Genomic DNA, 12,466 nt, shown 5'->3' with positions numbered 1-12,466 from the left:
GGGTGGGGCCGGCGGCCTGGGGGGTGGCGGGCTCTTATCCGGGGGTGGGGGCGGGCCGGTCGCCCGAGGGCGCGGCGGGTGCCTGGGCGGGACGGTCGCCAGGGGGTGGGCCAGTCTCCTGGGCAGGCCGGTCACGCCGAGGGCGGGCCAGTCATCCGGGCGGGGCGGTCGGCCGGGGGTGGGGCCGGCGCCCTGGGCGGGGCTGCGGGCTCTTATCCGGGGGTGGGGCCGGCGGCCTTGCCGAAGAGCGTTTCGCGGTGGGTCCGCCAGCGGTCCATCATGGCCGCCAGCTCGCCCTCGACGAACTCGAAGAAGGCCAGCGTCTCGGCGAGGCGGCGCCCGGCGGGAGTGTCGTGGCCGAGGCTGGTGACGCCGTCCCGCAGGACGTTCTCCCAGCGCTTGAGCACCCCGTCACGGTTGGCGACCGCCTCGTACCACTGGTTGTCGTGCACCCGGAAGATGTCGCGCCGGGTGCCGGGCTCGCGCTCGCGGGTGACCATGTGCTGCTGGCTGAGGTAGCGCACGGCGCCCGACACGGCGGCGGGGCTGACCCTCAGCCGCTCGCCCAGCTCGGCCGAGGTGAGCGCGCCGCTGTCGGAGGCGAGCAGGGCGGTGAAGATGCGGGCCGGCATCCGGGGCATGCCCGCCTCGACGAGCTGCGCGGCGAACTGCTCCACGAAGCGTGAGACCACCTCCGCCTCCGGCCGCCGCACCGGCGCACCCGGCACCGGATCGCCCGGCGCCGGATCGCCCTGCGCCTCGCCCCGCGTCACGTCCCGCGCCTCGTTGTCGTCCCTGGTCATCCGTCGATCATCTCCCGTGTTCCCCCGCCGCCGCGCCCGCCGTCGCTGCCGCCGTCTCCGCCACGGCGAGTTTATACGCTTCCTTAACTTCACAAATTTGTGAATCGCGCGTACTTTCACCAGCATGACGAAGGCAACCCAGGCCGTCGACGTGTCCGGTCTGCACAAGTCGTTCGGCCCCACCCACGCGCTCGCCGGGCTCGACCTGCGTGTCGGGCCCGGCGAGGTGCACGGCTTCCTCGGGCCCAACGGGGCCGGGAAGTCCACCGCCATCCGGGTCCTGCTCGGGCTGCTCCGCGCCGACTCCGGCACCGCGCGCCTGCTCGGCGGCGACCCCTGGGCCGACGCGGTGGCCCTGCACCGCCGCGTCGCCTACGTCCCCGGCGACGTCACCCTGTGGCGCAACCTCTCCGGCGGCGAGGTCATCGACCTCTACGGACGGCTGCGCGGCGGACTCGACCGCGCCCGGCGCGACGAACTCGTCGAGCGGTTCGAACTCGACCCCACCAAGAAGGGCCGCACGTACTCCAAGGGCAACCGCCAGAAGGTCGCCCTCGTCGCCGCCTTCGCGTCCGACGTCGACCTGCTGATCCTCGACGAGCCGACCTCCGGGCTCGACCCGCTGATGGAAGAGGTCTTCCGGGGCTGCGTGGAGGAGGCGCGCGGGCGCGGGCGCACCGTCCTGCTCTCCTCGCACATCCTCAGCGAGGTCGAGACGCTCTGCGACCGCGTCAGCATCATCAGGAAGGGGCGGACCGTGGAGAGCGGTTCGCTGGCCGAGCTGCGCCATCTGACGCGGACCAGCGTCACCGCCGAACTCACCGGAGCGCCGGGCGACCTGTCGGCCCTGCCCGGTGTCCACGATCTCGCCGTCACCGACCTCGCCGTCACCGACCCGACCGCCGTGGGGCGGCGGGCCGGGGGCGGGCCGGGGCACCGGGTGAAGTTCCAGGTCGACACCGACAAGCTGGGCGCGGTGCTCACCTCGCTCGCGGCGTCGGGCATCCGGTCGCTGACCAGTACCCCGCCCACCCTGGAGGAGCTGTTCCTGCGGCACTACCAGGACGACGTACGCGGCGGCGGCACGCGGGAGGAGGCGATGGCGCGATGACCGCCGCCACCGGCCTCGGCGCCGTCCCCGTGCACCGCGCCGCCGGCTCCCGCCAGTTCGCCGGTACGGGCGCCCTGCTGCGGCTCGCCCTGCGGCGCGACCGGGTGACGGCGCCGGTCTGGGTGCTGGTCGTCGCCGGGATCGTCCTCGCGATGCCGGGCTCCCTGGAGAGCGTGTACGCGACCGCCGCCGAGCGGTCCGAGGCCATGGAGTCGATGAACGCCAACTCCTCGATGCGGGCCATGTACGGGCCCGTCCTCGGCGACTCGATCGGTGCCCTCTCCGCCTGGCGCATCGGCTGCTACGCGGGGGTGCTCGCCGCCGTCATGAGCCTCGTCATCGTCGTACGGCACACCCGTGACGAGGAGGAGACCGGGCGGCAGGAGATGCTCTCGGCGGCCGTGGTCGGGCGGCGGGCGCCGCTCAGCGCCGCGCTCCTCGCGGCGTTGGTGGCCGACGCGGGCGCCGGGCTGCTGATCACCGTCGGCATGGCGGGGCACGGCGTCGCGGGGGCGTTCGCGCTCGGCGCCGGGGTCGCGGGCACCGGCATGCTGTTCGCCGGCGTGGCGGCCGTCGCCGCGCAGCTCACCGAGAGCGCGCGGCTCGCCAAGGGGCTCACGGCGGCCGTCCTCGGCACGGCGTTCGTCCTGCGGGCCGCGGGCGACGCGGGCACGGCGGCCGGCTCGTCGCCGCTGACCTGGCTCTCGCCGCTCGGCTGGCAGGAGAACCTGCGGCCCTACGCGGGCGAACGCTGGTGGGTGCTCGCGCTCATCGGCGGCGCGATCGTGGCCCAGGGCGCCGTCGCGTACGCGCTCGCGGGGCGGCGTGACGTCGGGATGAGCTTCCTGCCGACGCGGCCCGGACCCGCGCGGGGCCGCATCGCCACCGCGGGCGGCCTCGCCCTGCGGTTGCAGCGGGGCAGCGTGCTGGGCTGGACGGCCGGGTTCCTGGCGGCAGGGACCGTGTTCGGCGGGATGGCGTCCGGCGCGGCCGATCTCGTGGGGGAGAACCGGAACACCCGCGACATCATCGCGCGCATGGGCGGCTCCGAAGGGCTGACGGACGCGTTCCTCTCCGCGGTGACCGGGCTCTTCGGCATGGTCGCCGCGCTCTACGCCGTGGCGTCCGTCCTGCGGCTGCACGGCGAGGAGACCTCGCAGCGCGCCGAGCCGGTGCTCGCGGGCGCGGTGGGGCGGCTGCGGTGGGCGGCGGGGCACCTGGTGATCGCCTTCGGCGGGACGGTGCTCCTGATGGCGGCCTGCGGCCTCGGCATGGCCGTCGGCCACGGCGAGGACATGGCGGCCGTGGTCGGCGCGAGCCTGTCGCGGCTCCCCGCGGTCTGGGTGCTCGGCGGCCTCGCGGTCCTGCTCGTCGGCGCGTACCCCAAGGGCGCCGTCGCCGCCTGGGCCGTCGTCGGGAGCTGCCTGGCGATCGGCTGGGTCGGCCCGGCGCTGGACCTGCCCGGGGCGGTCATGGACCTCTCCCCCTTCGAGCACCTGCCGAAGCTGCCGGGGGCCGCGATGGACTGGTCCCCGCTGCTGCTCCTCACCCTGGTCGCGGCGGTACTCGTCGCCGCGGGGCTCGCGGGGCTGCGGCGACGCGACATGACCACCGGCTAGGCCCCGCCCCGCGGAGCCCGTGTCAGACCTCGACCAGGAGTTCCCGCAGCCCCCGGATCACGAAGTTCGGCTTGCGGTGCGGCTCGGCCGCGAGCCGCAGCTCCGGGGCCCTGCGGAGGAGCGCGCCGAGGGACGCCGCCAGTTCGATGCGGGCCAACGGCGCGCCGACGCAGTAGTGGATGCCCGCGCTGAAGGAGATGTGCGGGTTGTCGCGGCGGGCGATGTCCAGCTCGGCGGGTCGGGTGAAGACCGCGGGGTCGTGGTTGGCGGAGCCGAAGAGGAGCGCCAGTTCGGAGCCGCGCGGGATCGTCGTGCCGTCGATCTCGATGTCGTCGAGCACCCAGCGTTCGAAGAGCTGGAGCGGGGTGTCGAAGCGCATCAGCTCCTCCACCGCCGTGGGGATCAGGCGTCCGGGGTCGGCGCGCAGGGCGGCCAGTTGGCGGGGGTGGCGGAACAGCGCGTGCCAGCCGTTGACCGTGGCGTTCACGGTCGCCTCGTGCCCCGCGTTGAGCAGCAGCGCGCAGGTGGAGACCACCTCCTGCTCACTGAGCCGCTCCCCACCGCCCCTGCCTCCGCCTGCGCCTCCGCCGTCTCCTGCGCCTCCGCCTTCGCCTTCGTACGAGTGGGCCGCGATCAGGCCCGAGACCAGGTCGTCGCCCGGCTTCTCGCGGCGGGCCGCGATCAGCTCCCGCAGATACGCGGAGAACTCCTCCGACGCGCGGACCGCGCGGGCCGCCGCGTCCTCGCCCGGGTTCAGCTCGTACATCCCGCAGATCGCCGCCGACCAGGGCCTGAGCAGATGCCGGTCGGCCTCGGGGATGCCCAGCATCTCGGCGATCACGGCCACCGGGAGGGGCTCGGCGACGCGCGCGGCGAGGTCCCCGCCGCCGTCCGCCACCAGGTCGCGCACCAGGCCGTCCGCCAGCCCCTCGACGTACGGACGCAGCCGTTCGACCGTGCGCGGCGTGAACGCCTTGGTCACCAGACGGCGGATGCGGGTGTGCGCGGGCGCCTCCAGGTCGAGCATGCCGTTGTCGTTGAGCGTGTGGAACGGCTCGTGCTCGGGCGGCGGCGCCGCGCGGCCGAACTCCTCGTGCGTGAACCGGTGGAGATACGTCCGGCCGAGCCGCCGGTCCCGCAGCAGGGCCGCGACGTCCGCGTGGTGCGGGACCAGCCACTGGTCGGTGGGTGCGTAGTGGTGCACCCGCCCGGCCTCGCGCAGCCGGGCGTAGGCCGGGTACGGGTCGGCCACGAACTCCGGCGACGAGGGGGCGAAGACCGCGGAGGCGTCGAAGGCTGCGTCCATGGCGCGACGCTAGCCCCGCCGGGGGCCGACGGCCAGGGTCCGGCCCGGCCCCGTCCGAGGGGCCGCGCCTCAGCCCGGCGTGACCAGGCGCGCCTCGTACGCGAACACCGCCGCCTGCGTCCGGTCCCGCAGCCCCAGCTTCACCAGGACGCGGCTGACGTGCGTCTTGATGGTGGACTCCGCGACCACGAGGCGGGAGGCGATCTCCGCGTTCGACAGGCCCTGCGCGATCAGCACCAGGACCTCCGTCTCGCGCTCGGTCAGTTCGCCGTACTGCTGGGCCCGGACCGAGGCGGAGAGCCGCGGCGTGTCCGCCAGCTTCGAGAACTCCGTGATGAGGCGGCGCGTCACCGTCGGCGCCAGCAGCGCCTCGCCGGAGGCCACCACCCGCACCCCGTCGGCGAGCTGGCGGGCCGACGCGTCCTTGAGCAGGAACCCGGAGGCTCCCGCGCGCAGCGCCTGGTACACGTACTCGTCGAGGTCGAACGTCGTCAGGACGAGCACCTTCGACGTGCCCTCGGAGGCGATGATCTCGCGGGTGGCCTCGATGCCGTTCAGCTCGGGCATGCGGATGTCCATCAGGACCACGTCGGGGGCCAGCTCGCGGACCCGGTCGACCGCCTCCCGGCCGTTGACCGCCTCGCCGACGACCTCGATGTCGGGCATGGCGTTGAGGAGGACGGAGAACCCCTCACGGACCATCATCTGGTCGTCCGCGATGAGCACCTTGATCGTCACGAGTCCGCTCCCGCCGGGTCCCTGCGGTCCGCGAGCGCGACCGGCAGGAAGACCGTGACCTCATAGCCGCCGTCCGCCGTCGCCTCGGCCGTCATCTCGCCGTCCAGCATCGTGACCCGCTCGCGCATGCCGGTGAGACCGTGGCCCGCCCCGGGGGACGGCTTGACCAGGCCCTTCGCCGGGCCGTTGACGATGCGCAGGCCCAGGCCGCCCAGGACGTAGCCGACCTCCACGCGCGCCGCGGCGCCGGGCGCGTGGCGCAGGCTGTTGCTCAGCGCCTCCTGCACGATCCGGTACGCCGAGAGCTCCACGCCCTGCGGCAGCTCGCGCACCGCCCCGGTGATCACCTTGTCGACCTCCAGGCCCGCGTCCCTGACGTTGTCCAGGAGGCGGTCGAGGTCGGCGAGGGTGGGCTGCGGGGCGTCCGGGGCCTCGTAGTCCTCGGCGCGGACGACGCCGAGGACCCGGCGCAGTTCGGTCAGCGCCGACACCGCGTTCTCACGGATCGTCACGAACGCCTGTTCCAGCTCGGGCGGCGGGTTCTCCACGCGGTAGGGAGCGGCCTCGGCCTGGATGGCGACCACCGACATGTGGTGCGCGACGACGTCGTGCAGCTCGCGGGCGATGGTGGTGCGCTCCTCAAGGAGCGTGCGCTTGCCGCGCTCCATGGCGGTGACGGTGCGCTGCACCGTGACCTCCCGCTGCGCCTCCTTGCGCACGTGTATCACCGTGGTGATCAGCAGCGCGATCGCGGAGAAGAACAGCATCGGCACGGAGTTGGAGCTGTCCATGCCCAGGAACACCTCGGCCCCCAGCGCGTACGCCGCCGTGGCGATCCACATCCACAGGGCGGTGCGCGGGCCGGTCCTCGCCGCCACCACGACCATCACCACGATGTGCGCGAACAGGGCGGGCGGCGTCCACGGCAGGCCGTCCCAGCTGTTGCCGAGCGCGCCCGTGAAGGGCGTGGAGACCAGCGACACCCAGAACGCGCCGACCGGCCTGACCAGGGTCATCAGCACGGCCGCCGCGGGGATGAGACCGCACAGCAGGTACATGGCGCCATTGCCGCCCAGGCTCAGCTGGTAGGCGATGAACACGGTGATCGCCGCCGCGGCCCCCACCAGGGCGTGGCGGCTCCAGTACGCGTACTCCCGCACCCGTTCCGGCAGCCGCCTGCCCAGCAGGCCGAGCGCCTCCCTCCGCGGCAGCGGGCGGTAGTCGAAGGCATCGTGGATCAACGCCTGGCGCATGCCGCCGACGGCCTCCATCACGAGGCGGAACTCGGGGCTGCGCCGGCCTCTGGCCTTGAGCGGATCAGTCATCTCGGTCACGTCTACGAAGGTACGGGGACGGAGTCCCGGGGTCGTCCACAGCAAGAGGGGTTCCGCGGGGTCCCTCGCAGGTACTACGCGGGGACGCCACCGGGCCGGGCCGCGCAGCCGCGGGGACCGGCCCGAACACGTCGCACCGCCTCCCTCGCCGCCCTCCCGGTACCGTCCCCGCGGTGGGTCAGAACGCCAGTTGCGCGATCTCCTCCGCCACCACCGCGCACGCGTCCGCCGCCGGGTCGATCAGCGGGAAGTGCCCGACCTCCTCCAGCAGCGTCAGGCCCACGACCTCGCCCGCCCTGGCCGCCGCGTCGGCGTACGCCTCGGCCACCGTGTGCGGCACGGTGATGTCGGAGCGGCCCTGCACGACGGTGGTGGCGATGCCGGTCGGCAGCAGCGCCGCCGGATCGGCGTAGGGCAGCCGGGACGCGAACCTCGCCTCACCGCCCAGGAGCTGGGCGGACGCGCCGCCGCAGACCCCCAGCTCCTCGGCCTTGCGGAAGTCCGCGATCGGGGCGAGCGCCACGACGCCGCGCAGCGGGGCCGGGCGGTCGGTGCGCCACCGCGCGTCGGCGGGCAGCACGTGCCGTGCCGCGGCCCAGAGCGCCAGGTGGCCGCCCGCGGAGTGCCCGGTGAGGACCGTGCGGCGCGGGTCGGCCGACGGCAGGGCCTCGCGGACGAGCGCGGGCAGCGCGTCGCAGGCGGCGGCCACGTCGTCGAAGGTCTCCGGCCAGCGCCCGGCCACGGGCGCCGTGCCGCCCTGGGCGGGGATGGGGCTGCCCCTGCGGTACTCGACGTTGGCGACGGCGAAGCCCCGGCGCGCCAGGAAGTCCGCGAACGGCGTGAGGTGCCTGCGGTCGTAGGGCGAGCGCCAGGCACCGCCGTGCAGGACGACGACGAGCGGTGCGGGGCGGGGCGTGTCGCCCCTCGGCGCGTAGAAGTCGACGACCTGGTCGGGGTGTTCGCCGTAGGCGGCGGTGGCGTCCGGCTCCACGGCGGGATGCGAGAAGGCGGCTTCGGTCTCGGCGGCATCGCGGGCCACGGCGGCGTCGTCCGGCACGGCGGCAACCTCTCCACAGCAGTACGTCTTGCGGGGGCGCCCCCGCCCCTCCGGAGCGCGGAGGAACGGGAGCAAGATCCGCCGGACGTTATCAGCCCGGCCCGCGCCCCGGTGCCACGAGCCCGGCCGTCACGCCCCCAGGGTCCGCGCGAGGACCCGGGCCGCCCGCTCGGCGTCGGCGAAGGAGACGTACAGCGGGGTGAATCCGAAGCGCAGGACGTCGGGCGCGCGGAAGTCACCGACGACGCCCTGCTCGATGAGGCGCTTCATGACATCGCCCGCGATGGGGGCACCTCCCTGCTCGAACGAAGTCGAGAGCTCGGGGGAGCAGCGCAGCGCGACCTGGCTGCCGCGCTCGGCGTGCGCCTCCGGCGTGAGCGACTCCACGAGCCCCTCGGGCACGTACGCGTCGACGCACCGCAGGAAGAAGTCGGTCAGGGCCAGCGACTTGGCGCGCACCGCGTCGACCGAGACGCCGTCCCAGACGTCGAGGGCCGCCTCAAGGGCGAGCATCGACAGGATGTCGGGGGTGCCGACGCGCCCGCGCGTCACCCCGTCCGCCGCCTCGAAGCCGGGCCGCATGCCGAACGGCTCGGCGTGCGAGTTCCAGCCGGGCAGCGGCGAGTCGAAGCGCTCCTGCAGGTCACGGCGTACGTACAGGTACGCGGGCGAACCCGGGCCGCCGTTCAGGTACTTGTAGGTGCAGCCCACGGCGAGGGCCACGCCGTGCTCGTCGAGACCGACCGGCAGCGCGCCCGCCGTGTGGCACAGGTCCCAGACGGCGAGGGCGCCCGCCGCGTGCACGGCCGCGGTGAGGCCGGGCAGGTCGTGCAGGCGCCCGGTGCGGTAGTCGGCGTGGTTGAGCAGCACGGCGGCCGTGCGCGGGCCGAGCGCCGCGGGCACCTCCGCCGGGGCGGCCGGGATCACCCGGCAGCCGGTGAGGCGGGCCGCGGACCGCGCGATGTAGCCGTCCGTGGGGAACGTCGTGGCGTCGACGAGGATCTCGTCGCGCCCCTCGTCCGGCGCGCCCCCGTCCGTGTCGCGCACCATGCGGACCGCGGCGACCAGCGCCTTGAAGACGTTCACACTGGTGGAGTCGCCGACCACGATCTGGCCGGGTGCGGCGCCGACCAGCGGGGCGACGCGGTCGCCGATGCGCTCGGGCGCGCTCCACCAGCCGCTCTCGCCCCACGAGCGTATGCGCAGCTCGCCCCACTGCCGCTCGATGACGTCGGCGACGCGGGCCGGGACGTGCGCGGGCAGGGCGCCCAGCGAGTTGCCGTCCAGGTAGACCGTGTCGTCAAGGACGAACGCCTTCCGCTTCCCGGCCAGCGGGTCGGCGGCGTCCAGGGCCTCTGCCCGGCCCCGCAGATCGGTCCGGCCCCGCAGATCGGACAGGCTCCGTGCATCGGGCCCGCTCAGCAGTTCAGACATGGCTCCTCGCAGTCCACAGCTCGGGGAAGACGTTCTTCGTGGCACGCTTCTCCAGCCAGGCCACGCCGGCCGAACCGCCCGTGCCCGTCTTGGAGCCCATCGCGCGGCGGGTGGCGACCAGGTGGTCGTTGCGCCAGCGCCAGACCAGCTCGGCGACGTCCGTCAGCGTCTCGCCGAGCCGGGCGAGGTCGCCGCTCTCGTCACCGGAGTAGAGCTCGGTCCACACGGCCTCGACCTCGGGCGAGGGCTCGTACTTCCTGGCGAGGTCACGCTCAAGGACCGAGGCCGGGATCGCGTGGCCGCGGCGGGCGAGCAGCCTGAGCACCTCGTCGTACAGGCTCGGCTCGTGCAGGGCCTTCTCCAGCTCCGCGTGGACGCGCGGCGCGCCCCGGTGCGGCACCAGCATGGACGCCGACTTGTCGCCGAGCAGGAACTCCATGCGGCGGTACATCGCGGACTGGAAGCCGGAGCCCTCGCCGAGCGCGCCGCGGTAGGAGTTGAACTGCGCGGGCGTGAGCTGGGCGAGCGGGGTCCAGGAGTGGTTCAGGGCCTCCAGCTCGCGGATGCTGCGCTTCAGCGCGGCGACGGCGACCGGGATGTCGTCCCGGCGCAGCGCCTGCGCGGCGGTCTCCCACTCGTGGACGATCACGGTGAACCACAGCTCCATGACCTGGGTCGTGACCAGGAAGACCATCTCGCCGGGGTCGTCCGAGCGCAGGTGCTGGAGGTGGGTGAGGACGTCCGCCTGGACGTAGTCCTCGTACGGGGTGGTACCCGCGAAGTCGAGATTCGGGCTCTCGTCCTCGTGCGCCTGCGCCTCCGCGGCCACCTGTGTGACGGCGGTCGCCCGCGCCCCGGTGGCCGTCCCGTGCGTCCCGGTGGACGTCTCATGCGTGTCGGTGGACGTCTCATGCGCCTCTGGGGACATCGCTGTCTCCTCGATACGTACTCCGGGTAGCGGTCCGCCCCTGCCGTTACCGGCACGGGGGCCCCGGTCCCCACCGGAATCCTCCGTAACTTTCCCGGAATCGGCAAGGGACGGTCCGTCGGACAGCATCTACCGCATGACGCCGCTTTCACCGCATTCCGGGGTCACTCACGCCTGGACGCGGCGGCGCTCGCGGCAGGCACGCAAGTGGGCGGCGTTGCCACAGCCGCGGACCGAGTGCCAGACGCCGCTGTTGTTGCGGGAGCGGTCGTAGAACGCGGCGGCACAGGACTCGTTGCGGCAGATCTTCAGCCGGCGCCAGACGCCGGAGGCCTGGGCGAGCAGCGCCTCCGCCAGGACCGCGGAGGCCAGCCACCGGGCGCCCGCGCCCTCCGGCTCCACGGTGAGGGTGCCGTCGCCCGCGAGCCCCACGACGACCGGCGCGGACGTGAAGCGCACCGCCTCGCCGCCGCGGTCGCCCGCGGCGAGCGCGCGCCGCACCTGGTCCCGCAGGCACCGCAGCCGGGGCAGGTCGTCATCGGTCAGCACGAGCTGTACGTCGGCCCTGCCCGTCTCCCCGGCCCAGTCGCGCACCGCCAGGTCGGCCCAATCCTGGGCGGCGCCGAGCGCACCGTCGGCCAGCAGATCGGGCAGCTCGGCGGGGGCGGGGCGGCCCGCCGGCGCGGTGTTCAGGAGCTCCTGGACGAGGGCGAGGCCGCCGGGCGCGGGGGTCAGGCAGTAACGCTCGGACGCGGGCCGGTTCATGCCCTTCACGGTACCCGTCTTCACATCAACATGACCAAACGCGTTACGGTGCTGTCAGCGAGGCTTCGCGCGGACACTGCCGGAGACCCCGCGAAGACCTTCGTACCGAGAGCCCTGGAGGGCCGCATGGAAGCCACGGAAGCGACCACGGAAGCGACGACCGGAGCCGCCGAGCGGGCCGCCCGCGTACTCGGCCGCCCCTTCGACATCAACGGCCTCACCCTGCGCAACCGCATCGCCATGGCCCCCATGACCCGCGAGTTCTCGCCGAAGGGCGTGCCCGGCGACGACGTCGCCCAGTACTACGCCCGCCGCGCGGCCGGCGGCGTCGGCCTGATCGTCACCGAGGGCACGTACGTCGGCCACGCCTCGGCCGGCAGCAGCCACCGCGTCCCGCACTTCTACGGCGAGACGGCGCTCGCGGGCTGGCGGAAGGTGGCCGAAGCCGTGCACGCGGCCGGCGGCCGGATCGTCCCGCAGCTCTGGCACGTGGGGGCCACCCGCGACGAGGGCCAGGGCCCCGTCCCCACCGCGCCCCCGGCGGGCCCCTCGGGCCTCGGCCTCGACGGCGAGGCCAAGGGCCACGCGATGACGGGCGCCGACCTCGACGCGGTGATCGCCGCCTTCGCCGACAGCGCCGCCGCCGCCGAGCGGATCGGCTTCGACGGCGTCGAACTCCACGGCGCCCACGGCTACCTGATCGACCAGTTCCTCTGGGGCCGCACCAACCGCCGCACCGACGGCTACGGCGGTGACCCCGCCTCCCGCACCCGCTTCGCCCGGGAGATCGTCGAGGCGGTCCGCGCGGCCGTCTCGCCGGCGTTCCCGGTGATCTTCCGCCTCTCCCAGTGGAAGGCGAACGCCTTCGACGCGAAGCTGGCGGAGGACCCGGCCGGGCTCGACGCCCTGCTCGCCCCGCTGGCCGACGCGGGCGTCGACGCCTTCCACGCGTCCACGCGGCGCTACTGGGTCCCCGAGTTCCCGGGCGACGACCTGAACCTCGCGGGCTGGGTCAAGAAGCTCACCGGCAAGGCCACCCTCTCCGTCGGCTCGGTCGGCCTCGACAAGGAGTTCGTGGGCCCGCAGGGCTTCTCCAAGGAGTCCGCGGCCACCGGTATCGACCTGCTCCTCGACCGCATGGAGCGGGAGGAGTTCGACGTCATCGCGGTGGGCCGCGCCCTGATCGCCGACCCCGAGTGGGCCGACAAGGCGGTCTCCGGCCGCCTGGCCGAGGCGGTGCCCTACGACGCGGGGCTGCTCGGCACGCTGCGCTAGGTGTATTGATCACGAGCGTTGTTGACACGGGGGTCTTGATCAAAGGCGAAGACCTCCGGTGTGGTGGAGCTGTCTAGGACTGCACCACACGGAGGT

General features: G+C 74.2%; 11 protein-coding genes. 3 read left to right on the top strand and 8 right to left on the bottom strand.

What is annotated here, in order from left to right:
• Nucleotides 1–212 precede the first annotated feature (212 nt).
• Complete coding sequence (locus AB0I16_RS06295; RefSeq protein ID WP_363248145.1) at nt 213–803, bottom strand: MarR family transcriptional regulator; 591 nt, start codon at nt 801–803, stop codon at nt 213–215.
• Nucleotides 804–927: 124 nt separating this feature from the next.
• Between AB0I16_RS06295 and AB0I16_RS06290 the strand changes: the two genes are divergently transcribed.
• Nucleotides 928–1,914: an ABC transporter ATP-binding protein gene (locus tag AB0I16_RS06290; protein ID WP_363248144.1), complete on the top strand. Its 987-nt coding sequence runs from the start codon at nt 928–930 to the stop codon at nt 1,912–1,914.
• Nucleotides 1,911–3,533, top strand: coding sequence for an ABC transporter permease (locus tag AB0I16_RS06285; protein WP_363248143.1), 1,623 nt, complete (start codon nt 1,911–1,913; stop codon nt 3,531–3,533). The genes AB0I16_RS06290 and AB0I16_RS06285 overlap by 4 nt, the downstream gene beginning before the upstream one ends.
• 22 nt (nt 3,534–3,555) lie before the next feature.
• Here the strand turns inward: AB0I16_RS06285 and AB0I16_RS06280 are convergent, their stop codons facing one another.
• The 7 genes from AB0I16_RS06280 to AB0I16_RS06250 all read right to left on the bottom strand — a co-directional run bounded on the left by AB0I16_RS06280 (nt 3,556) and on the right by AB0I16_RS06250 (nt 11,095).
• The gene (locus tag AB0I16_RS06280) at nt 3,556–4,839 is read right to left on the bottom strand and encodes a cytochrome P450 (protein ID WP_363248142.1); all 1,284 of its coding nucleotides are present in this window, start codon (nt 4,837–4,839) and stop codon (nt 3,556–3,558) included.
• A gap of 69 nt (nt 4,840–4,908) precedes the next feature.
• Nucleotides 4,909–5,577, bottom strand: a complete 669-nt coding sequence (locus tag AB0I16_RS06275) for a response regulator transcription factor (protein WP_363248141.1) — start codon at nt 5,575–5,577, stop codon at nt 4,909–4,911.
• Nucleotides 5,574–6,902: a histidine kinase gene (locus AB0I16_RS06270; protein ID WP_363248352.1), complete on the bottom strand. Its 1,329-nt coding sequence runs from the start codon at nt 6,900–6,902 to the stop codon at nt 5,574–5,576. Before AB0I16_RS06270 ends, AB0I16_RS06275 begins: the two co-directional genes overlap by 4 nt.
• 187 nt (nt 6,903–7,089) lie before the next feature.
• Nucleotides 7,090–7,968 (bottom strand): alpha/beta hydrolase, encoded by an 879-nt coding sequence (locus tag AB0I16_RS06265; protein ID WP_363248140.1) that lies wholly within the window; start codon nt 7,966–7,968, stop codon nt 7,090–7,092.
• 129 nt (nt 7,969–8,097) lie between these two features.
• A complete protein-coding gene (locus tag AB0I16_RS06260) occupies nt 8,098–9,402 on the bottom strand; it encodes an aminotransferase class V-fold PLP-dependent enzyme (protein ID WP_363248139.1) in 1,305 nt (434 codons plus the stop codon).
• A complete protein-coding gene (locus AB0I16_RS06255) occupies nt 9,395–10,330 on the bottom strand; it encodes a tryptophan 2,3-dioxygenase family protein (protein ID WP_363248138.1) in 936 nt (311 codons plus the stop codon). The genes AB0I16_RS06260 and AB0I16_RS06255 overlap by 8 nt, the downstream gene beginning before the upstream one ends.
• Nucleotides 10,331–10,498: 168 nt before the next feature.
• Nucleotides 10,499–11,095 (bottom strand): CGNR zinc finger domain-containing protein, encoded by a 597-nt coding sequence (locus AB0I16_RS06250; RefSeq protein WP_363248137.1) that lies wholly within the window; start codon nt 11,093–11,095, stop codon nt 10,499–10,501.
• 126 nt (nt 11,096–11,221) lie between these two features.
• Here AB0I16_RS06250 and AB0I16_RS06245 point away from each other — a divergent pair, with 126 nt between their 5' ends.
• Nucleotides 11,222–12,370: an NADH:flavin oxidoreductase gene (locus tag AB0I16_RS06245; protein WP_363248136.1), complete on the top strand. Its 1,149-nt coding sequence runs from the start codon at nt 11,222–11,224 to the stop codon at nt 12,368–12,370.
• Nucleotides 12,371–12,466: the final 96 nt, after the last annotated feature.

It is taken from the genome of Streptomyces sp. NPDC050703 (assembly GCF_040654435.1).
Classification (GTDB): Bacteria; Actinomycetota; Actinomycetes; order Streptomycetales; family Streptomycetaceae; genus Streptomyces.
This window is presented reverse-complemented; position numbering and strand designations above follow the sequence as displayed.

Bases quoted from the DNA above. Each gene is read 5' to 3' on its own strand.
- AB0I16_RS06295 (WP_363248145.1), bottom strand. From the start codon at position 803: ATGACCAGGGACGACAACGAGGCGCGGGACGTGACGCGGGGCGAGGCG.
- AB0I16_RS06290 (WP_363248144.1), top strand. From the start codon at position 928: ATGACGAAGGCAACCCAGGCCGTCGACGTGTCCGGTCTGCACAAGTCG.
- AB0I16_RS06285 (WP_363248143.1), top strand. From the start codon at position 1,911: ATGACCGCCGCCACCGGCCTCGGCGCCGTCCCCGTGCACCGCGCCGCC.
- AB0I16_RS06280 (WP_363248142.1), bottom strand. From the start codon at position 4,839: ATGGACGCAGCCTTCGACGCCTCCGCGGTCTTCGCCCCCTCGTCGCCG.
- AB0I16_RS06270 (WP_363248352.1), bottom strand. From the start codon at position 6,902: ATGACTGATCCGCTCAAGGCCAGAGGCCGGCGCAGCCCCGAGTTCCGC.
- AB0I16_RS06260 (WP_363248139.1), bottom strand. From the start codon at position 9,402: ATGTCTGAACTGCTGAGCGGGCCCGATGCACGGAGCCTGTCCGATCTG.
- AB0I16_RS06255 (WP_363248138.1), bottom strand. From the start codon at position 10,330: ATGTCCCCAGAGGCGCATGAGACGTCCACCGACACGCATGAGACGTCC.
- AB0I16_RS06250 (WP_363248137.1), bottom strand. From the start codon at position 11,095: ATGAACCGGCCCGCGTCCGAGCGTTACTGCCTGACCCCCGCGCCCGGC.
- AB0I16_RS06245 (WP_363248136.1), top strand. From the start codon at position 11,222: ATGGAAGCCACGGAAGCGACCACGGAAGCGACGACCGGAGCCGCCGAG.